Source organism: Bradyrhizobium sp. LTSP885 (genome assembly GCF_000938305.1).
Lineage (GTDB): Bacteria > Pseudomonadota > Alphaproteobacteria > Rhizobiales > Xanthobacteraceae > Bradyrhizobium.
The window spans coordinates 344,778-365,036 of record NZ_JYMT01000021.1 but is presented as its reverse complement, the minus strand read 5'-3'; the positions used below and the strand labels follow the sequence as shown (position 1 = coordinate 365,036).

Sequence of the window (20,259 nt, the reverse complement as noted above, 5' to 3'; positions counted from 1 at the left end):
CTGGTTGATTTGCTACCATCGCCGGAACGGGCCGGGTCTGCCCATCGGAGGCCCGAACCGTCCGGGTCCGCCAAAGCGCGGCGGGCCGAAAGGAGGTCCGCCCGGATACCCTCCGGGTCCGAAACGCCGTGGCCCAACCGGCACGCAGAACCCGCGCGGCGTCCGCACCATGCCCATCGGGCAAGGTGGCGGCCCCGCTGCCACGCATTCTCCATCGCCGAGCCGGATCGTGCCGCGCGGACAGGCGGGTGAAGGCGCAGCCGGCGGCCTGACGCAGTCGCCGTCGCGATCGCGTATCAAGCCTGCCCCGCAGCCGCCGCGGGCCGGCGGGATCAGCGGAACCACCGGTGAGGACGGAAGACCGGTTCGGCAGGATTTCCCATCGGCGCCGACAAACCGGGCGTTGCAGCACGATCCGTCGGGCATCCTCGTGTACCCCGTGGCGCATCCGACGAGCGGGATCAATTTCTCGCAACTGCCGCGATGCGCCGGATCGAGCGGCCCGTTACAGCACACGCCGCCAGTCGTGACATGCGAGGCCACGCAACACTGGCCGCCGACGGTTGGAATCTTGCCCGGTGCGCAGCACATCGGTGGCTTGATCGGGATCAGGATCTCGCATTGGCTCTTGTTGGGGCCGCTCGGCGTCTGTCCGGCCGGACAGCAAATGCCGGTCGAGGTCAGCTGGCTGGCAAGGCAACAGGATTTTCCGATCGGCACGTAGCCTTTCCCGCAACCGGATGTCGGCGGAGGCGGCGTCGGACAGGTGCCATTGACCAGCGGCGTGCTGCAGCACGCCGGCGCTCCGCCCGCACCGGTATAGACTTGGCCGCTGTTGCAGCAGAAATTGCTCGGCGGAATCGGCGTCTGCCCGGCCTGACAGCTTGAATTCGAGCAGGCTCCGCTGGTGACCGAGATCTGGGCCGGGCTGCAACATACGCCGCCGATCAGGACGTTGGGCCTTGAACAACTGGAGCAGTCCTGCGTGGCGCCGCGGCGCACCTGGCCGGGCGCGCAGCCACCCGGCGGCGTGTTCGGTGGCGGCGGCGGTGGCTTGTTCGGTGGGTTTCCCCCGTCGGGCGGGGAACTGCCAACCGGCGGCGGCGCGCCACCCGGTTGCAGGCCACCGGTGCGGAGGCTCGCACGCATTGCGTCTGAGCACTGCCGCTTGATCGCAACGTCGCCCATATGTCCGCGCGCCGCAGCGTCGGGCGCGACGTCCGGAACGCTGTCGAAATCATCGATGAAGTAGCTGTCGAGCGGCGGCTCGCCGTCGCGATGAGTAGCCCAGGTGCCGTTGCCTTGCAGGCCGTTGATATCAAGCGCGCCGGATTTCGCGAGCTGCGCGGCGAGCGCATCATCGGCCGGATGACGCAGGTCCTCCCCCGTCGTCCACATGAAGCCACCGCATGTCCGCGCGACGAGGTTGCCGAGGCGATCATAATTGTAGCCGATCGCGACGCCGCCATTGCCGTTGCGGAAGCGCTGCGGAAATCCGGTCGCATAGGGATCCGGCGCTTGCTGCCAGACGCGCCGGCCATCCGGCATCGTCCCAGTCACGGCATAGCGCAGCACGCGGCCTATACCGCCGACCGCCAAAGCCTCGAAGTCGAACGCGCCGCTTGGCGCCGGCCGGTCGGCGAGATACATCCGGCCCTGCTCATCGAAGGTGATCCCGGAGATTTCGGTCGGACCCGCGGCGGGCGGCACGACCAGTTCGATCTCAGCGTCATTGCCGAATCCACCGTCCGGACCCAAACTGACCGACCAGATCTGCAGGCCGTCGGCGACTGCGTAGTACAGCCGGTGCTGGTCAACGGCGAGCCCGAAGATGCGCCGCTCCGCGGCCGCGTAGTTCCACGTCGCCGGTTGCGTGCTGTCGAATTGCGGGCTCGCGACATCGACCGCCGGTTGCGGATTCCACGGCAGCTGCGGCAGCCCCTGGGCGGCGCGTCCGGTCACGCCATGGTCGTAACTGCCGAGATTGCCGCCATTCATCGCGAGATGGTGGATCATTCCGCTCTCGCGATCGGCGACATAGAGCGATGGCGCCTCCGGATTGTAGGCAAGGCCGCCAAGTGCGGCGCCGGAATTGCGCCGGCCATCGCGCGCGACATTGGCCAGCAGGCTGACCTTGCCGCTGAGGCCTTCGATCTTCCAGATCGATCCCGGGCCGCCTTGCGGACCCCACAGACCCGGCATGAACGCAGCCTTCGGCGCGCCGCGCGCGACGTGTTCGGCACGGCCGTCCGCTCCCGGTGCTACGATCGGCAGTCCGTAGGCCGAACTTGCCGCGGCGTAGATGTTGGGCGGCGACGCATCGTCGATCGCCACGCCGAACACCTGCCCGATCGCGGCGGCGGGAAACGTGAACAGCTTTGGCGCGCCTACGAGCTGCGCCTTGGCCGGACCGCCCATGGTCTGCAGATCGACGACGCGCAGCGACGGGCCGTTAAGGTCGATGAACGTCTTGCTGTTTGGATTGACGCCGGCGGCGATCTGCACCGGCGGCAAGGCGCCGGAGAAGCCGGTCACCGCGGCGTTGCCGGCGACATAGACCGGAGTCTGTTGTGCCTTCAGGTCAGCAGGACCGATCCATATCGACACCGACAGCAACGCTGCCGCGCACCAGTGTAGTCGGCGAAGGGCCCGGCTTCGGACCGGCACATGCTGTTTGCGCGCCGATGCCATCGCCGCCTACTGAGTGGTCTGGTTCGGCATGCAGGTTCCGTTGGCTGGATTGGGGACCAATCCTGGCCCGCAGCACTGTCCGCACGCCGCAACATTGTTCGGATCGCAACAGACGCCGTCAGGCGTCATCACCTCTCCCGGCTTGGTGCAAGGCGCCACGCATGTGTTGTTGCTGACGCGGATCTGGCCGGCGACAGGACATGGCACGCCGGTGAGCGGGACCGGGCAGATCGAGTGCGTGGGATTGAGGTTGTTGCCACCCGGAGTCGTGGGCTGGCCCCAATCCGGCGGCACCGCCGGCAGGCCGGTCGAGTCGCAGATGCAAACATAGGCCAGCGGCCCCGACGGCTTCAGCGGTTTGGTGCCCGATGGACATTGGCACGTCGCATACCACCAGTTCGAGTTGCCGCTCGGATCGTATTCCCTGACGTTCACGACCGTCATCGGGCTGGGGCAGATGCAATACTGGCCGGGGTTGCAGGTCGTCAGCGCACCGGAGCCGCTGATGCCGGTGATGATGATCCAGCTTCCGTCGGGCTCCTGTTGTTCCTGGACCGGGAAATACCCGTCATTGGGTCCCTCGGTGTTGTACTGAAGGATGTTCTGGCAGGTCTGATACAGTGAGGGGTCGTTCTGCAAATTGTAACATGCCGCCGGCGGTGTGCAGTTGGCCGGAAGCGGCGGCGGCTGCTGGCAGGTCTGGCAGGGATTGCCGAGACCGACGAGCTCCGAAAGGCCGCAGATCAATCCCTGAATGCACGACACGGCTTCGCTGGGCAGTTGGCCGATGCCCTGATACATCGAGCAGGCGCAGGTCGCGAAGTCGATCGGGTTGAGGGGCCCCAACTCGTTCAGCAAGGTTTGTGAGAGCGAGGGCAGCCATGTGTTGACGTTGTTGACGTCGTTGCAGATTTGGTTGGCCAGGCCCTGGTCGGCCTCGAACGCGGCAATCAATCCGGTTGTGAACAACGACGATTCGGAAAACGCGGCCTGGCATTGCGGTGAATCCACCGCGCTTGCGGTATTCACCACCGAATTCACGATGTCCGAAAAGCAGTCCGCCCGCGCCCGGTCGGCAGTGAAAAATGTTGTGGAAGCGAAAATTGCCGCGGTCAAAACTGCCCCGCGCGCGAGGCTGAAGAGCCCGCGCACCCCGTGTGCATTGCGCTCGCCTGCCGCCATGAGACAGCCGTGAGATAGTGTTTCTCGACGTATGCGCTTGACGGTAGAATGCTACATCCGGTTGCGGCCGTCTGCAACGCGAAAGCACGGGCCGCAGCGGAAAGCAACAGTCCGGATCGGATTGCCGCGCGATGGCGGGAAATTGGCTTGGGACGGCTTCTCTGATCGGCGGCATCATGCTTCAGAGATCGAAGTGCTTTAGAGATCGAAATTCGTGGGCAGCATGACGACGTCGCGAATGGTCATGCCGCGGGGCCGGGTCAGCATGAACATCACCACCTCGGCCACTTCGCTTGCCTCCAGCAGGCTTCCCTGCTCCCTGGCCTCCTGCAGCTTCTCGGGCGGCCAGTCTGCGAGCAGCGCGCTGATGACGGGTCCCGGCGAGATCGAGCCGACGCGAATGCCGTGCTTGAAGACCTGGCGTCGCACCGTCTGGACGAAGCAGTTGATCGCCCATTTGGACGACGCATAAACCGGCTCCCATGGCGTCGGAAAATGCGCCGCGAGCGAACTCGTGACGATGATATCGCCGGTCCGGCGCGCGATCATGTGCGGCAGCACGTCGTGCACATTCTTCATCACGACGTTGACATTGAGGTTCAGCATCCGGTCGATCGCGCCAGTATCGGCATCGACCAGGTCGCCGCCGACATAGGTCCCTGCATTGGCATGCAGGATGTCGAGCTGGCCGGCCGTCTCCAGCACCCTCGGCAACAGCGTCGCGCAGTCCTTGGGGTCGAGCAGGTCGATCACCAGCGGGATCACAGCGTCGCCGTGTTTGCTGCAGAGCGCCTTGAGGGCCGCCGCGTCGCGGTCGACCGTCACGACCCGAGCGCCTGCCGCCAACATCGCCTCGGCGCTCGCCAATCCGATGCCCGATTCGGCCCCGGTCACGGCGGCAACCTTGCCTTCCAATTCTCTCGCCATAGACCTTACCTTGCTGGGTCACCACGACATGCGCCGTACTATAGCAAGCGCAAGCGGCGTTGTCGGGGCAAAGGCCTGTCTTCGCCTGACGATCCAGCGGCCGCAACAATTTCTAGCTTGTGGTGCCCGGCTGGGTTTCACCGGGATGCCGTCCTGCACGCTGGGGCAGCAACAGGATGCAGCCAAGGATGAAGGCCGCGATGACAGCCGAGGCAATCGGGCGGCTCAGCGCCAGCCCGCCATGGTCGACCGGCTTGTCGAGGAGATCACCGACGGTCGCGCCAAGCGGTCGGGTCAGGATGAAAGCAGCCCAGAACAAGGTCACCCGCGAGATGTTGGTCCAGACATAGGCCGCGGCGAGGATGGCCAGTCCGGCCGCAAACACCAGCGCGCCGCCTTCGTAGCCAAGGCCCGTCGTGTCCGCCGCCCAATCTCCCAGCGCTGTTCCCAGGGTCTGGGAGAAGGTGATGGCGGCCCAATAGAAGGCCTCGACCCTCGGCCGGGTCACGGTCTCCACCGCAATCGACCCCTCGACAAGATACCAGAAAACCAGCGTCACCAGCAGCAGCGCAAGCAGCAGCGACGAACCTCCGGTATAGCCGATCCCCAAGGAACGGTCGGCAAAATCCGCCATCGTCGTGCCAAACGTCGTCGAGGCAACGACCGTCAGCCAATACAGCAACGGGTGGAAGTGCCTCGCAAGAATCTGCGCCACAACCAGGACGATGAGTGCGGCAAGGAAAATCGCCGTTCCGGTCAGGTAGCCCCAATCCAGGGTCATCGTCACAGAGTCCCCGCCGGTTTCTCCGAGCGTGGTGGCGGCGATCTTGATGATCCAGAAGACGAGGGTGACTTCGGGCACCTTGGTCAAAGTGTCACGCAGATCGTGGGATTTGAAAGCGGTCATGGCATCGCATCATGTTGTTGCGGGGAACGGGCGAGATTGCGTCAGGACTTTCCGGCGGGCTCCATCACCGACAAAAGCGCGCTGACAGCCTGCTTGCATGTGAGGGCGTCCGGCGTTGCCGCACGCAACGCTTCGAGCGCACGGTCGATCGCCTTGTCGACCGTGTGCCAGCCGGCGGCCGCGCGCGGCTTCAGGCCGGCTTCGGCGTCGTCCCACTGCACCTCGAGATCCTTGATCCTGGTTTTGGCGCCGGCCAGATCGCCCTTGTCGATCAACCCGGCGACGTCGACCACGATGGCGCGGAACGGCGAGAGGTCGCCGAGCTTCGAGGACATTGCGGCTTCGGCTGACGGCATGAAGGAGACGCGGCCGTCCGCTTGCCGGTGCGGTTCGCCCGACATGAGGCTCAGCACGCCGATGGTGGACGCCAGGACCAATCGTTTCATGTTCACTCTCCTCATAGCGGCCCGCGCGGCATCGCCCGGGCATCTGGTCAAAAACGGTCGGAAGCAGACATCACTGCGCAGGATCGGCGCCTTCGCTGCGATCGCCCTCGAAGGTCACCCACGCGACGAGCGCGATGATCATGGTCAGGAAGGCAAGGCTGGTATTGATGGTGCCGAGGCCGACCCCGCCGTAATTTTGCGATTGCGACAACAGATCGCCGAGCGACGCGCCAAGCGGCCGGGTGAGAATATAGGCCAGCCAGAAGGTGAGGACCGGATTGGCGCCGAGCGTATGGAAGACCGCGACAAAGGCGATCAGGACGCCGAACACGACGAGGCCGAGCGCAAAGCCGAGGCCGAGCGCTTCGGTTGCCAGGTCTCCCGCGGCCGTACCCAACGCAAAGGTCACAAGGACGGCGGCCCAGTAGAACAGCTCACGGCGCGTGGTTACGATGGTGCGGATCGACAGCGTGCGCTCGACGGCGAACCAGATCGTGAACGTTGCGGCCAATGTGCAGGCAAACACGGCCGTGCTGACGTAAAGGCTGATCTCCAGCCTATCGGTCAGGAGATCTGTGATTTGGGTGCCGACGGTGCTGACCAGGACCACCGTCAGCCAGTAAATCCAGGGAGTGTAGCGCCGGGTGCGCAGCTGCAAGGCCAGCGCGGCAAGCAGCAGGGACGCCATGCACGCCGTCGTCAGGTTTGCCCCGAGACCGACATGGACCGCGAGATAATCGGCACCGGTCTCGCCGACCGTCGTCGAGAGAATCTTGATGGCCCAGAAGATCAGGGTGACCTCCGGAACCTTGTTCAGCATCGGCGATGAGCGGACGGGTGACGTCGTGGACACGGCGTTCTCCTGACAGTCAGATGTTCCCAAGCGACGCCGAGATCATGGCCATAGCCGACTTAGGCGCGACTTAGACTGGTCCGCGACGTCGCCCTAAGTCTGCGCTAAGTCTGGCGCATAAGAGTTGGGCGGCCCGGTTCCGGCCGCGGATGAGGATCCAGGGATGCGCGTTCTGCTGATCGAAGATGACAGGATGATCGGCGCGGCCGTCGAGCAGGCGCTGAAGGACGCAGCCTACGCGGTCGACTGGGTGACCGACGGCAAGACCGCCATCGATACGGCGGAAAGTGAAGCGTATGAGCTTGCGCTGCTCGATCTCGGGCTGCCGAAGGCCGACGGCCGTGAGGTGCTGCGGCGGCTGCGTGCGCTTGACCGCAGGCTGCCCGTCATCATCGTGACCGCGCGCGACAGCATCGACGACCGGATCGAGGGGCTCGATCTCGGTGCCGATGATTATCTGGTCAAGCCCTTCGAGATCCGCGAATTGCTGGCGCGCATGCGCGCCGTGCTCAGGCGCGAGGGCAGCGGCGCCGCCCCGCTTCTGCACAATGGAAAGCTCAGTCTCGACCCGGCGACGCGCGAGGCGTCTTTTGCGGGCGAGAGCGCGCTGCTCACCGCGCGCGAGTTCGCGCTGCTGCAGGCGCTGTTGGCGCGGCCCGGAACGATCCTGGCGCGCAGCGAGCTCGAGCGGCAGATCTATGGTTGGAACGAGGAGGTCGAGAGCAACGCGATCGAGTTCCTGATCCACACCATCCGCAAGAAGCTCGGAGCGACCGCGATCCGCAACGTACGCGGGGTCGGCTGGATGGTGGATCGCACGTCATGATCAGGTCACTGCGCGGCCGCTTGTTCCTCGGGCTGACCGCAATCATCATCCTGACCGGCGCCACCGGCGGCCTGTTGGTCTACCGCTGGGCGTTCCGCGAGGCCGCGGAGCTACAGGACTCGGTCCTGATCCAGCTGGCGAGCCTGGCCCAGAATGGCAGCTTTTCCTCCGGCCGGCCTCTGTTGGGCGTTGAAGAGGACACTGACGTCTGGCTGATCGAGCTCGGAGCGACACCGCGTGGCCCGGCCGACGACCGTCAACTGTTCGGCCTGAAGGATGGCCTGCAGGTCGTCATGCGAAAGGGGCAGCCGATCCGTCTGCTGTTGCGGACGCGACCGGACGGCAGCCGGTTCGCCGTCGCGCAGCCGACCGCGGTTCGCGATGATACGGCACGCGAGATGGCGTTCCGCACGCTGCTGCCGATTTCCGCGCTGATTCCCTGCCTGATGCTGGTCACGGCGATCGTGGTCGCGCACTCGCTGCGGCCGATGGTCCGGCTGGCCGGCAATCTCGACGCAAGGCGCGCCGACGACCTCACTCCGCTGCCGCAGGCCGGCACACCGAGCGAGCTGCACCCCTTCATCCACTCCATCAACGGACTATTGGTGCGAGTAGGCCTGCTGGTGGATCAGCAGCGGCGGTTCGTCGCCGATGCCGCCCATGAATTGCGGACGCCGATCACCGCACTCAGCCTGCAGGCGGAGAACCTCGGATCGGTCGATCTTCCCGAGGAAGCACGCGGCCGCGTTGCCGCGCTCAAGCAGGGCATGCAGCGCACCAAGCATCTGCTTGAGCAATTGCTTGCGCTGGCACGGTATGAGGCGGCGCCGGCCGAGCGAGGCGAGATGCCGTTGATCGCGCTCGACAGTGCCGTCAAGCAAGTCGTCGCCGACCTGCTGCCGCAGGCGCTTGATCGTGGGATCGATCTCGGTTTCCAGCTTGTCGAACCCCACATGGTACGGGGCGAACCAGTGATGCTCGCGACGATGGTGCGCAATCTGCTCGACAACGCGCTGCGCCTGACGCCGCGCGCGGGACGCATCGACATCGGCATCTACAGGCAGGATGAGGCGGCGATCCTGCAGATCGAGGACACCGGCCCCGGCATCGCATCCCCGGACCTGGAGCGAATCTTCGAACCGTTCTTTCGCGGCTCCAGCCCGGAGGGAGACGGAAGCGGTCTCGGCCTGTCGATCGTGAAGCGCGTCGTGGAAGGGCTCGCAGGCGAGATCGCGCTGGAAAACATTACCGGATCTGATCGCTCCGGGCTGCGCGTGACGGTTCGTCTGCCGCTTGCGGCCGATCGGCCAAACGAGGTTTCTGGTGCCGCGTAAGCGCAAGCGGCTTCGGCGGCTGACGTCGCATTGCCGCGCGAACTGGGTCGGCTTGCTGACGTGTGTTGGCCTGGTGCTTTCGCAACCGGCCGTCGCCGGTCCCCCTTACGTGTCCGACGATCCCGAACCGACCGACCCCGGTCATTTCGAGATCTACACTTTCAACACCGGAACAACGACGCACAGTGGCACGGCGGGTGAGAGCGGCATCGATTTCAATTACGGTGCAGCGCCCGACCTGCAACTCACGGCCACTCTGCCTGCGGGCTTTGAGCACATCGCCGGCGGCGGCACCAATATCGGCATGAGCAATGTCGAACTCGCGGCCAAATACCGCTTTCTGCATCAGGATGCGTTCGGCCTCGACGTCAGCATCTTCCCGCGCGTCTTCCTGCCCAGCGGCTCGACCGCGATCGGCGACAACCATGCGTCCGTATTGCTGCCGGTGTGGGTGCAGAAGGACTGGGGCGGCGGATGGTCCGCGTTCGGCGGCGGCGGATGCGTCTTCAGCGACATCCGCGCGGCGGACTTTTGCGAACTGGGTGCGGTCGTCACCTATCAGGTCCTGCCCAAGCTTCAGCTTGGCGCCGAACTTTTTCATCAGACTGCCGATGCACACGGCACACCGGCGACGACCAGCCTCGGCGTCGGCTGGCGGTACGATCTGGACGACAACTATCATCTGCTGGGTTACGTCAGGCGGGGCGTCGAGAATACGAATGAGACTGATCGCTACTCCTGGTACGTGTCCATTCTGTTCACCTTTTGAATCAATGTCCGGGAAAGCAGAGTCTGACCAGCAGTCCTGGCGCGTTGTCGTGCAGCTCAATCCGCGCGCCATGCAGGCTCGCAACCGCGGCAACGAGGCTGAGGCCGAGGCCATTTCCCGGCGTGTAGCGGCTTCGCTCAAGCCGATAGAAGCGCTTGAAGACGTGGTCGTGCTGGTCGGCGGGAATGCCGGGACCGTCATCGGCAACCGCGATCACCGCGCCACCCTCGCCGTTGTCGCAGGTCACGGTCACGCGTCCCCCGGCGCGGCCGTGCTTGATGGCATTGTCGACGAGATTTCCGATCGCGTCGAATAGCAGATCTCGATCGCCGGTCATCAGCACCTCGGGGTCGCCGGCGAGACCGAGACGGGTCGCATCCTGCTCGGCCGCGGCGTCGTAGAGTTCGACCACCTCGCTTGCGATCTCGACGAGGTTGACGGTCCGAAACGCATCCTTGCGGGCGTGGGTCTCGATGGCGGAAATCCGCGTGATCGATGCGAACATGCCGAGCACCGCATCGAGATCGGCAATGGTATCGCCGATCAGCGCCGCGTCGTTATCGCCGTTGCGCGGACCGTGATAGGCTTTCTCCAGCCGCCCGCGCATGCGGGTCAGCGGAGTGCGCAAATCGTGCGCGATGTTGTCGCCGACCTGTTTCACATCCCCCATCAGGGTCTGGATGCGGTCGAGCATCAAATTGAGATTCTCGGCGACACGATCCCATTCGTCACGACTGCCGCGGAGCGGGATGCGCTGGTCGAGGCCGGACAGCATGATGGCGCGGCTGGTCGCATTGATGGATTCGATCCGGCCGACCGTACGCCGCGTCACCCCGATGCTGGCGCCGGCCGCGAGCATGAAGATCAGCACGATAACCGCGATCGCCGCCGCCCTGATCCGCGCGGTGAAGCCATCGAGATCGCTGATGTCGCTGCCGACCAGCAGCCGATCGCCGCGCGCCAACGTCTCGGTCACACCACGCACCAGCGGGTTGGCCGAGGCTGATGACGGCACCGGCGCGCGGAACTCGCTCCATCCCTGCTCCGCGGCGCCGTCCGGCCACTGTGTGAGATTTCCGGCGAGCGCCACAGGTCCGGGCCCGACCAGCAGGTAGATATGATCGGCGAAGCCCTTGTCCGCGACGCGCTGCGCGATCAGCGCGATCAATCCGTCGCGCCCGGACCGCGTATAAACGTCACGCAGGCTCGCTTGCTCGGCCATGATCGTGCGATCGGCGCGGCTGCGCACATAGGAGGCCGTCGACCAGTAGACATAGGCGAAGATCGCCGAGGCGATCAGGCCGAAGGTGCCGATGGCGATCAGCGCCAGGCGGAATGTCGATGATTTGAGGGTCTTAGCCAGGAGCACGGAGACAGTACCCGATGCCGCGGATGGTATGGATCAGCGGATAGGCTTGCTGGTCGTCGACCTTGCGGCGCACGCGGCCGACATAGACATCGATGATGTTCGTCGAGGGATCGAAATGCAGATCCCAGACGTGCTGCAGCAGCATCGCGCGCGACACCACGCGGCCTTCGTTCCGCGCGAGATATTCGAGCAGCTGGAACTCCTTCGGCAGCAGCGGAATCCTGCGGCTGCCGCGGCTCGCCGTCCGCGCGATCAGATCGACCGCGAGATCGCCGACCCGCAAAATGGTCTCCTTGGCGACGGTCTCGCTGCGCCGGCCCAGCGCCTCCAGGCGCGCCAGCAACTCGACGAAGGAGAACGGCTTGACCAGATAGTCGTCGCCGCCGGCGCGCAAGCCCCGCACCCGGTCGTCGACCTCGCCGAGCGCGCTGATGATCAGGAACGGCACCGCGATGCCGTCGTCGCGCATCTGGCGCATCACGGCGATGCCGTCGATGTCAGGAAGCATGCGATCGATCGTAATCACGGCATAATCGCGCGCCGCGCCGTGGCTCAGCGCCTCGCGTCCGTTCGCGGCCAGATCGACGTCATAGCCGCTGCTCGTGAGCTGTTCGACGAGCTGGCCGGCAGTTTCCGGATCGTCCTCGACGACGAGAATGCGGCGGTGGGCTCCGGTTATCATCTTGAACTCTCCGAACACCCCGACGGCCGCCACCAGACTATCCCATTCCGGGGCTGGATGGAAACGCCTGGCGGCGACCGCGACAACGGTGCGGCGTCAGTACCAACCATCCCCGCACGCGTTGACCCACTGCCATCCGTAGGGCGTCACTGTCCGGCGCCAGCAATCGTCGTAGGTGCCGGCATAGTATGGGCCACCGAAGGCAAAGAAGCGGTGGTGGCGGAAGAAGCCGTGATGGTGCAAGCCATGCGCGCCGTGGAATCCGGCGCCGGCAAAGCGCGGTCCGAAGGCCGGTGCGCCCGCGAAACGCGGACCACCGACATGCGCGGCACCGAAATGCCCGCCGCCGACAGCGGCAAAGGCCATCCCGCCGCCGCCACGCATCCCGCCGCCAAAACCGCCGCCGTGCATGCCGCCACCAAAGCCGCCGCCGTGTCCGCCGCCACCACCGCCATGGCCGCCACCACCACCACCTCTGGCGAAAGCCGATGGTGCAAGCGCAATGGTGGCACCGATCGCCGCCGCCATGAGGCAAGTGAAGAGTTTGTTTGTCATCGAAAGAGCCTCCTTCATTGACCTGCGGCGGAAGTCGCATCGCCGCAAGACGAGGAGGATGAGAAGACGCAAACCGGCGACGCACTTCAACTGACAAATGCGCCAGATTCTGACACCGAGTTTAGTTTCAGCGAGCAAGCGTACGCCTACTTGGCGCGGCCGTTCTTCTCGGCGGCACGGCGCAGCGCTTCGGCGAGCGCGCCGCCGCCGGATTGCTCAGTCGGCTTGCGCGGGGCCGATGATGACATTTTGGCCGGCGCACGCGAATTGTCGCGCGACGGCCCGGCGTCCTTCTTCGCTCCGACCTCGTCGTCGAGGCGCAGCGTCAGCGCGATGCGTTTGCGCGCGACCTCGACGTCGAGCACCTTCACCTTGACGATGTCGCCCGGCTTCACCACCTCGCGCGGGTCCTTGATGAAGGTCTTCGACATCGCCGAGATGTGCACGAGGCCATCCTGGTGCACGCCGATGTCGACGAAGGCGCCGAACGCGGCGACGTTGGTCACGGTGCCCTCGAGGATCATGCCCTTCTTCAGATCCTTGACCTCCTCGACGCCCTCCTTGAACACCGCGGCCTTGAACGCCGGGCGCGGATCGCGGCCTGGCTTTTCCAATTCGCGCAGGATGTCGGTCACGGTCGGCAGACCAAAGGTGTCGTCGACGAAGGTCTGCGGCTTGAGCTGGCGCACCACGTCAGCGTTGCCGATCAGCGCCTTGATGTCGCTCTTGGTCGCCTCGAGGATGCGGCGCACCACCGGGTAGGCTTCCGGATGCACGCCTGAGGTATCGAGCGGGTCCTCACCATTGGTGATGCGCAGGAAGCCGGCGCACTGCTCGAACGCCTTCGGACCTAACCGCGGCACCTCCTTCAGCGCCTTGCGCGACTTGAACGGGCCGTTGGTGTCGCGATGCTGCACGATGCTTTGCGCAAGCCCCTGCCCGATGCCCGACACCCGCGCCAGCAGCGGCACCGAGGCGGTGTTGGCATCGACGCCGACCGCATTCACACAATCCTCGACCACGGTATCGAGCGAACGCGCCAGCTTGGCCTCGCCAAGGTCGTGCTGGTACTGGCCGACGCCGATCGCCTTGGGATCGATCTTCACCAGCTCGGCCAGCGGATCCTGCAGGCGCCGTGCGATCGACACCGCGCCGCGGATGGTGACGTCGAGTTCCGGCAACTCCTCCGACGCAAACGCCGAGGCTGAATAGACCGACGCGCCGGCCTCGGAGACCACGATCTTGGTCATCTTCAGATGGGGCAGCCGCTGCACCAGTTCGGTCGCGAGCTTGTCAGTCTCGCGCGAGGCGGTGCCGTTACCGATCGCGATCAGCTCGACCCGATGCTCGACCGCGAGCTTGCCGAGCATCGCCAGCGCTTCGTCCCAGCGCCGCTGCGGCTCGTGCGGAAACACCGCTGTGTGCGCCAGCACCTTGCCGGTCGCATCGACCACGGCGACCTTGACGCCGGTACGGAAGCCGGGATCGAGCCCCATGGTGGCGCGCGCGCCGGCCGGCGCCGCCAGCAGCAGGTCGCGCAGGTTCGAAGCGAATACGCGTACGGCCTCGGTCTCGGCCGCGGTCCACAGCCGCATCCGCAGATCGATGTTGAGATGGATCTGAATTTTTGTGCGCCACGCCCAGCGCACTGTCTCCATCAGCCACTTGTCGCCTTTGCGTCCCTGGTCGGAGACCGCAAAGCGGTTCATGATCCGCAGCTCATAGGCGCCGGGCACGCCGGCCACCGGTGCCTCGGCTTCCGGCTTGATGGTGAGATCGAGGATCTCCTCCTTCTCGCCGCGGAACATGGCCAGGATACGGTGCGAGGGCAATTTCGGCAGCCCCTGGCTGAAATCGAAATAGTCCTTGAACTTCTCGCCTTCGGTCTTCTTGCCCTTGCGCACCGTGGAAATGATCACGCCGTTCGACCACATCATCTCGCGCAAGGCACCGATCAGGTCGGCGTCCTCGGCGAAGCGCTCGACCAGGATCGCGCGCGCGCCATCGAGCGCGGCGGCGACATCGGCGACTTCCTTCTCGGCATTGACGAAGGGGGCGGCGACCTCCTTCGGATCGTTCGTGGGCTGGGTCAGCAGCATCTCTGCCAGCGGCTCGAGGCCAGCCTCCTTGGCGATTTCCGCCTTGGTGCGGCGCTTCGGCTTGTACGGCAGATAGATGTCTTCCAAGCGCCCCTTGCTGTCGGCGGCCATGATCTGGGCTTCGAGTGCGGCATCGAGCTTGCCCTGCTCGCGGATCGATTCGAGGATGGCGGTGCGGCGTAACTCGAGCTCACGCAAATAAGTCAGCCGCTCTTCCAGCGTGCGCAGTTGCGCGTCATCGAGCGCGCCGGTCAATTCCTTGCGGTATCGCGCGATGAACGGGACGGTCGCGCCGCCGTCGAGCAGCGTCACCGTCGCCTCGACCTGCTCGTCGCGAACCCCCAGCTCCTGCGCAATCTTCTGATGGATCTTTGCCACGCTGTTCTCTCTGCAACCTGTCACGCAACCGAACGGCCGGCCGCGGGACGCCGCTTATGGACCATCCTAGCTTGATTCATCAAGGCGCACTGTGGATCAAATTTGGCGTACCGCGCGCGCTTATTTTCGGGATGTTGGCCGTCCGCGGCTTGACAAATAGACACGCGCCGCATTGCCGCCGAAGATCGCGGCCTTGTCGTCCGGTGCCAAGCCGGCCAGCAGAGTCTCGGCGGCCGCGAACCATTTGGCATAGCCGCCGGCGAGATTGACCACCGGCCAGTCGCTGCCCCACAGCATGCGCTGCGGCCCGAATTGCGCAATCACATGATCGACCGCGTCACGCAAATCGCCGACCTGCCAGTCGGGTGCGGCCTCCGTCACCAGGCCCGATAGTTTGCAGACAATGTTGGGCCGCGCCGCGAGGTTCGCGATGTCGTCCTTCCAGGCCGCGATCTCGCCGGTCGCGAGATGCGGCTTGCTGAAATGGTCGAGCACGAATTGCAGGCCGGGATGGCGGTCGACCACCTGTATGAGTCTCGGCAAATGTCGCGGCAGCGTCAGCGCGTCGAACACCAGGCGATGCCGCGCCATGGCATCACACTGCTCGGCCAGCGCGGGGCGCAGCAGCCAGTCGTCATCGGCGATATCCTGCACCATCGGCCGGAGGCCCACGACAAGCGCGCGCGCCGCGATCGCGTCGATCCGCGCCACGGCATCTTCAGCATCGAAATCGATCCAGCCGACCACGCCACGCACGATCTCGGCACGCTCGGCGACGCCTTCGGCGCGCTCGGCGACGTCGAGCATGAAGGCCGTCTCGGCTTCGGTCGGCGCGGCCTGCACCAGGATGGTCCCCTCGATTCCGGCGGCATCGAGATGCGGCATCAGGTCGGCGAGGCCGAAGTCGCGGTAGAGCGGCACGAGATCCGGCGTCAGCCAGCCATAATCGCCGCGCGCCACCGTCCAGACGTGATGATGCGAATCGATCCGCATCACGCCGGCACCGGCGCATCCGCGTCGAGCAGCCGCTCGGCCTTCAGGTCGCGCCACAGCGCTGACGGCACCGGCGACGACAGCGCAGTGACGTTGCGCTCGACCTCCTGCGGCGTCTGCGCGCCCAGCACGAGGCTGCCGACCGCCGGATGGCCCAGCGCGAAATGCAGCGCGGCGGTCGGCAAGGCCACGGCATGCGCACGACAGACGCGCTCGATCTGCGCCACCTTCTGCATGATGTCGGGCGGCGCATCCTTGTAATTGTATTTGGCGCCGGCGACCGCGCCGGTCGCCAGGATGCCGGAGTTGAACACGCCGCCGAGCATCATCCCGATGTTCTGTTGTTGCGCGAGCGGCAGGAACTCGGCCAGCGCCGGCTGCTCCAGCAGCGAATAGCGCCCGGCGAGCAGCATGGTGTCGAACGTTCCGGCCTTGGCGAAACGCACGCACATCTCGGCCTCGTTGACGCCGATCCCGATACCCTTGACGACGCGCTCGGAGCGGAGTTTGTCGAGCGCGACATAAGCTCCCTCCATCGCCTCGCGAAACCGCGCCTCGATCGCATCCGCGCCATGGGTCCAGACGTCGACGTCGTGGATCAGCAAGAGCTCGATCCGGTCGGTACCCAGCCGCAGCAGCGACTGCTCCACCGAACGCATCGTGCCGTCATAGGAATAATCGACCACGGCGCGGTGCGGCGCCCCGCCGACAAAATTCGAGCCGGAGCCGCGTTCGTGGAACGGGTCCATCCAGCGCCCGACCTTGGTGCAGACGACAATCTCGTCGCGCGGCAGGCGGCGAAGCGCGGTGCCGGAGCGGTGCTCGGCCAGGCCATGCCCGTAGAGCGGCGACGAATCCAGCAGGTTGACACCGAGCGCAAACGCCCGCTCCGCCGCAGATATCGCGGTGGCGTCATCCAGCAGCCCGAACAGGTCGCCGAGCGGCGCGGTTCCGAAGCCGAGGACGGAAACATCGAGCCCGGTTCGTCCCAGCCTGCGACGTGGAAGAGCCGGGACCGCTGTCCCGGAGGATTGCTGTGGGTTCATCGCCTGGCGCCTCGTCCGCAATTCTTCTTGCTTGTGCAGAGACTAAAGCCTTTTCCATTCCGATGCCAAGGGCCGCCCAAGGGCCCCTGTCCGCGCGCCAAAAATGATATCGCGGGTCTCATGCGGTGACCGCGGCCGCCCCTGCATCCCGGGACTGGCTGCGCACGACGGGATCGTGCCAGATGGCAACTCAACATAATCGGCAACACAATCATTCAGGGAAGTGCGCATGTCGGAGAAGGTCGCGGTCATCGGAATGGGGCAGATGGGATCAGGGATGGCGGGACGCCTCCGCGAGTCCGGCCTCGACGTCACTGGCTTCGATGTCAGCGCTGAGCAGCGCGCCCGCCTGACCAGGGATGGCTTTCAGATGACGTCGAGCATCGCGGACGCCCTCGCCGGGCGGACGCTGGTGTTGACCAGCCTGCCTGATCCAAAGGCGGTGAACGAAGCCTGGCTTGGCGCCGACGGCATCGTGGCACACGCAGCCCCGGGCACATTGTGCATCGAACTGAGCACCATCGACCCACAGACGATGCGGCAGGTCGGCGCCGCCGCTTCCGCGCGCGGCCTTGCCGTGGTCGATTGCCCGGTCAGCGGCAGCCCCAACGAGGCGCGTGCCGGCAAACTGGTGCTGATCGTCGGTGGCGAGCAGGCCGAGGTGGCGCGCGCCGAACCTGTGCTCAAGCTGCTCGGCGCGGACTGGAAATACACCGGCCCGGTCGGCACCGCGAAGATCGTCAAGATCGTCAACAACATGATGTCGATGGGCAACGTGCTGGTCGCCGCGGAAGCGTTTGCGTTGGGCGTCGCCGCGGGTGTCGAACCGGACAAACTGTACGACGTATTGTCGGTCAGCGGCGGACGTTCCCATCATTTCACCAAGCGCTTTCCGAACGCGCTCAAGGGTGACTTCGCGCCGGGATTCAAGATGGAGCTCGGCGAGAAGGATCTGGCGCTCGGGATCGAGCTCGGGCGCGTGACCCACATGCCGACACCCTCGGCCTCGACCACCCGCGAACTCTATGCGCTCGCACTGGCCGAAGGATTTCGCGGCCAGGACATCGTCGCCCTGCTCGCGATGTACCAGAACTGGGCCAAGCCGGCCTGATCGCAAGAGTACCAGCCGACGTCTCTGATCTATCCGGCCGCCGGCGCTTCGAGTTGGGCGAGCAGCTTTCGCGTTGCCTGCACCAGCTGCTGCCGCTCCCGCGGGTTCAAAACGGCGAGCAGGTCTCGTTCGCGTCCGAGGTGCTCGCCGACAACCGCATCGACCAGTTGCAGCCCGCTCGCCGTGAGCTCGATCCGCAAGCCGCGACGGTCTTCGGGATCGGGCAACCTCCGCAACAGGCCGCGTGACTCAAGTATGTCCAGGCGGGTCGTCATGGTGCCGGTTGCGACCAGCAGCGACGACGCGATCTGCGTGGGGGAGAGCAAATGCGGCGGTCCGGCCCGTCGCAGCGTGAACAGCACATCGGCCTCGCCGACGCTCAGCTGATGTTCGGCCGCGTGAGCGGCAAGGCGTTCCCCGATCAGCCGCGCCACGTGCAGCAAGCGCGCCACCACCGCCATGGCTTCGACATCCTCGAGGTCCGGCCGGACGACACGCCATTGCGACACCAACTGATCCAAATGGTCTTGGTGTTTGTCAGTCATCGCGGCACCGGCTCGAACTCCCTCGAAGTGAATGGCGCCACACAAATACCGCAATAAACCCGTGCAATGAATTACTTTTTACAAAGCTACTTTTTTGCAGATTACTCTCAGTAGAGCTAAAAGAATGACAACATCTCAATCACTTAAGCTCACCCCGCACGAGTCAGTCACGGTCCGCGAGCACAGTCCCGGCCAGCTCGTGGTCGAAGCGGTGTACACCCCGGGCGGACGACCGCCGCCGGCGCATCTGCACCCCGGGCAGGACGAGCGCTTCGAGATTATGGCGGGACAGTTCCGCGTCGACGTCGACGGCGAGGTGCGCGAGCTCGGTCCCGGGGCGATATTCGTGATCCCACGGGGCACGCCCCATAAAATGTGGAGCGTGGGCGACGAGCCCGTGCGCGCCATCTGGACGACAACGCCTGCCGGGCGAACCCACGAGTGGTTCACTGCGCTCGACCGGCTGCAGCGCGAGGGACGCGTAAATCGCGATGGAATGCCGCCGTTGCTCGTGATGGGCATCTATTTGACGGCCTACCGAGATGTGTTCCGCCTCGCCGGCCCGCAATGGCTGCTCCACCCCGTGCTGGCAATTTTGGCGATGATCGGCCGTTTGCGCGGCTACGAGGTGCCGTCGCCCGGCCGCGGCGTCGAGAGCTCCGCTCAAACCGGTCCTTGATCTTCGTCACCGCACGTTCAAACAGAAGCCTTTCGCGACCAGGCTCCGACAAAGGTCGGAAGTGCAAACGCGCCCTTTGATGCGACGACTTCCGCGCGCAGCCGCTCGGCAAAGCTGTCGATGGCAACGTCCTCTTCGGTTGCGACGCCAAGCTTGACGATGTGAGGCAAATTGCTGCGCAATCCACTCGCCATATAGTCGTAGCCATCGAAGTCAGCGCCTCCACCCGCCGGGGCAAACAGGCTCATGCGTGGCTCGCGAAGACCGGCCGAGGCAAAAACGCCGTGCAGGGACAATCCCATTCGATTGTTCAGACCCGCCCGCTGAAACATCTCCTTCACGTAGCCCCACGCCTGCGACAGCAACGGGGACGGCGGAACGGCGATTGGACCGTCGCCCCAGTCGAGGTCCTGAAACGCCACGATACCACCCGGCTTGAGGTGGTCGAGCAATTGTCGAACCATGGCCGAGGGATCCGGCAGATAGATCAGAACGAGCCGGCCGACGATCGCATCGAAATCCCGTTCCAGCTCCATCGCGTTGATGTCGCCGACGCGGAATGAAACCTGACTGAGGCCCAGCGAGCGAGCAGCGCTCGTGGCCTCCGCGACGATGACGGGATTGCTGTCGACGCCAACGACCCGGCCGCGTCCGCCGACCAGGCTTGCCGCAATGAAGGACACGTTCCCGGCGCCGCTTCCGATGTCGAGGACCTTCATGCCATCAGAGAGTCCGGCGTCCTTGAGGAGTTGCCATGTCGAAGCATCGTAGAGCTGCGACTGTCGCTTGAGCCTGTCGGTCTCCGCGGTGGAGCGGCCCATCACGTAGTTCGGATCGTACCCGGACGTGTCTTGCATCGATGCACTC

Annotated in this window: 19 protein-coding genes; 5 read left to right on the top strand and 14 right to left on the bottom strand. The window is 65.3% G+C overall.

The window, feature by feature from the left end; all coding sequences use genetic code 11:
* Window positions 1-12: 12 nt before the first annotated feature.
* The 6 genes from UP09_RS36360 to UP09_RS15640 form a co-directional block, all read right to left on the bottom strand.
* On the bottom strand, window positions 13-2,607 hold the full coding sequence (locus UP09_RS36360; RefSeq protein ID WP_156164619.1) for an SMP-30/gluconolactonase/LRE family protein: 2,595 nt from the start codon (window positions 2,605-2,607) through the stop codon (window positions 13-15).
* Window positions 2,608-2,697: 90 nt separating this feature from the next.
* Complete coding sequence (locus UP09_RS15660; RefSeq protein WP_156164618.1) at window positions 2,698-3,720, bottom strand: hypothetical protein; 1,023 nt, start codon at window positions 3,718-3,720, stop codon at window positions 2,698-2,700.
* A 351-nt stretch (window positions 3,721-4,071) separates the two neighbouring features.
* Window positions 4,072-4,800: an SDR family oxidoreductase gene (locus tag UP09_RS15655; protein WP_044539061.1), complete on the bottom strand. Its 729-nt coding sequence runs from the start codon at window positions 4,798-4,800 to the stop codon at window positions 4,072-4,074.
* A 112-nt stretch (window positions 4,801-4,912) separates the two neighbouring features.
* On the bottom strand, window positions 4,913-5,707 hold the full coding sequence (locus tag UP09_RS15650) for a COG4705 family protein (protein ID WP_044539060.1): 795 nt from the start codon (window positions 5,705-5,707) through the stop codon (window positions 4,913-4,915).
* A 41-nt stretch (window positions 5,708-5,748) separates the two neighbouring features.
* On the bottom strand, window positions 5,749-6,153 hold the full coding sequence (locus UP09_RS15645; RefSeq protein WP_197082676.1) for a hypothetical protein: 405 nt from the start codon (window positions 6,151-6,153) through the stop codon (window positions 5,749-5,751).
* Window positions 6,154-6,223: 70 nt separating this feature from the next.
* Window positions 6,224-6,973 carry a COG4705 family protein gene (locus UP09_RS15640; protein ID WP_044539058.1) on the bottom strand — a complete coding sequence of 250 codons (750 nt, stop codon included), beginning with the start codon at window positions 6,971-6,973 and terminating at the stop codon, window positions 6,224-6,226.
* A 196-nt stretch (window positions 6,974-7,169) separates the two neighbouring features.
* On the opposite strand from UP09_RS15640, the gene UP09_RS15635 reads away from it, so the two are divergent.
* From UP09_RS15635 to UP09_RS15625, 3 genes are all read left to right on the top strand, one after another.
* On the top strand, window positions 7,170-7,832 hold the full coding sequence (locus tag UP09_RS15635) for a response regulator transcription factor (RefSeq protein ID WP_044539057.1): 663 nt from the start codon (window positions 7,170-7,172) through the stop codon (window positions 7,830-7,832).
* Entirely contained in the window at window positions 7,829-9,166 is a 1,338-nt protein-coding gene (locus UP09_RS15630) for an ATP-binding protein (RefSeq protein WP_044539056.1), read from the top strand. The genes UP09_RS15635 and UP09_RS15630 overlap by 4 nt, the downstream gene beginning before the upstream one ends.
* 109 nt (window positions 9,167-9,275) lie before the next feature.
* Window positions 9,276-9,935: a hypothetical protein gene (locus UP09_RS15625; protein ID WP_245301974.1), complete on the top strand. Its 660-nt coding sequence runs from the start codon at window positions 9,276-9,278 to the stop codon at window positions 9,933-9,935.
* A gap of 1 nt (window position 9,936) precedes the next feature.
* On the opposite strand, the gene UP09_RS15620 is transcribed toward UP09_RS15625, so the two are convergent.
* The 6 genes from UP09_RS15620 to UP09_RS15595 all read right to left on the bottom strand — a co-directional run bounded on the left by UP09_RS15620 (window position 9,937) and on the right by UP09_RS15595 (window position 17,057).
* On the bottom strand, window positions 9,937-11,304 hold the full coding sequence (locus UP09_RS15620; RefSeq protein ID WP_044539055.1) for a sensor histidine kinase: 1,368 nt from the start codon (window positions 11,302-11,304) through the stop codon (window positions 9,937-9,939).
* Window positions 11,291-11,983 carry a response regulator transcription factor gene (locus UP09_RS15615; RefSeq protein WP_082070155.1) on the bottom strand — a complete coding sequence of 231 codons (693 nt, stop codon included), beginning with the start codon at window positions 11,981-11,983 and terminating at the stop codon, window positions 11,291-11,293. The genes UP09_RS15620 and UP09_RS15615 overlap by 14 nt, the downstream gene beginning before the upstream one ends.
* A 99-nt stretch (window positions 11,984-12,082) precedes the next feature.
* Window positions 12,083-12,541, bottom strand: a complete 459-nt coding sequence (locus tag UP09_RS36995) for a hypothetical protein (RefSeq protein ID WP_082070154.1) — start codon at window positions 12,539-12,541, stop codon at window positions 12,083-12,085.
* A gap of 146 nt (window positions 12,542-12,687) precedes the next feature.
* A complete protein-coding gene (locus UP09_RS15605; protein WP_044539053.1) occupies window positions 12,688-15,018 on the bottom strand; it encodes a Tex family protein in 2,331 nt (776 codons plus the stop codon).
* 120 nt (window positions 15,019-15,138) lie between these two features.
* Entirely contained in the window at window positions 15,139-16,011 is an 873-nt protein-coding gene (locus tag UP09_RS15600; protein WP_245301972.1) for an amidohydrolase family protein, read from the bottom strand.
* The gene (locus UP09_RS15595; RefSeq protein WP_044539051.1) at window positions 16,011-17,057 is read right to left on the bottom strand and encodes an aldo/keto reductase; all 1,047 of its coding nucleotides are present in this window, start codon (window positions 17,055-17,057) and stop codon (window positions 16,011-16,013) included. Before UP09_RS15595 ends, UP09_RS15600 begins: the two co-directional genes overlap by 1 nt.
* 229 nt (window positions 17,058-17,286) lie before the next feature.
* On the opposite strand from UP09_RS15595, the gene UP09_RS15590 reads away from it, so the two are divergent.
* Window positions 17,287-18,168 (top strand): NAD(P)-dependent oxidoreductase, encoded by an 882-nt coding sequence (locus tag UP09_RS15590; protein WP_044539049.1) that lies wholly within the window; start codon window positions 17,287-17,289, stop codon window positions 18,166-18,168.
* A 29-nt stretch (window positions 18,169-18,197) separates the two neighbouring features.
* On the opposite strand, the gene UP09_RS15585 is transcribed toward UP09_RS15590, so the two are convergent.
* A complete protein-coding gene (locus UP09_RS15585) occupies window positions 18,198-18,689 on the bottom strand; it encodes a MarR family winged helix-turn-helix transcriptional regulator (RefSeq protein WP_197082675.1) in 492 nt (163 codons plus the stop codon).
* 148 nt (window positions 18,690-18,837) lie between these two features.
* Here UP09_RS15585 and UP09_RS36990 point away from each other — a divergent pair, with 148 nt between their 5' ends.
* Entirely contained in the window at window positions 18,838-19,392 is a 555-nt protein-coding gene (locus UP09_RS36990) for a cupin domain-containing protein (protein ID WP_082070143.1), read from the top strand.
* Between the two features lie 17 nt (window positions 19,393-19,409).
* Here the strand turns inward: UP09_RS36990 and UP09_RS15575 are convergent, their stop codons facing one another.
* Window positions 19,410-20,249, bottom strand: coding sequence for a class I SAM-dependent methyltransferase (locus tag UP09_RS15575; protein ID WP_044539047.1), 840 nt, complete (start codon window positions 20,247-20,249; stop codon window positions 19,410-19,412).
* Window positions 20,250-20,259: the final 10 nt, after the last annotated feature.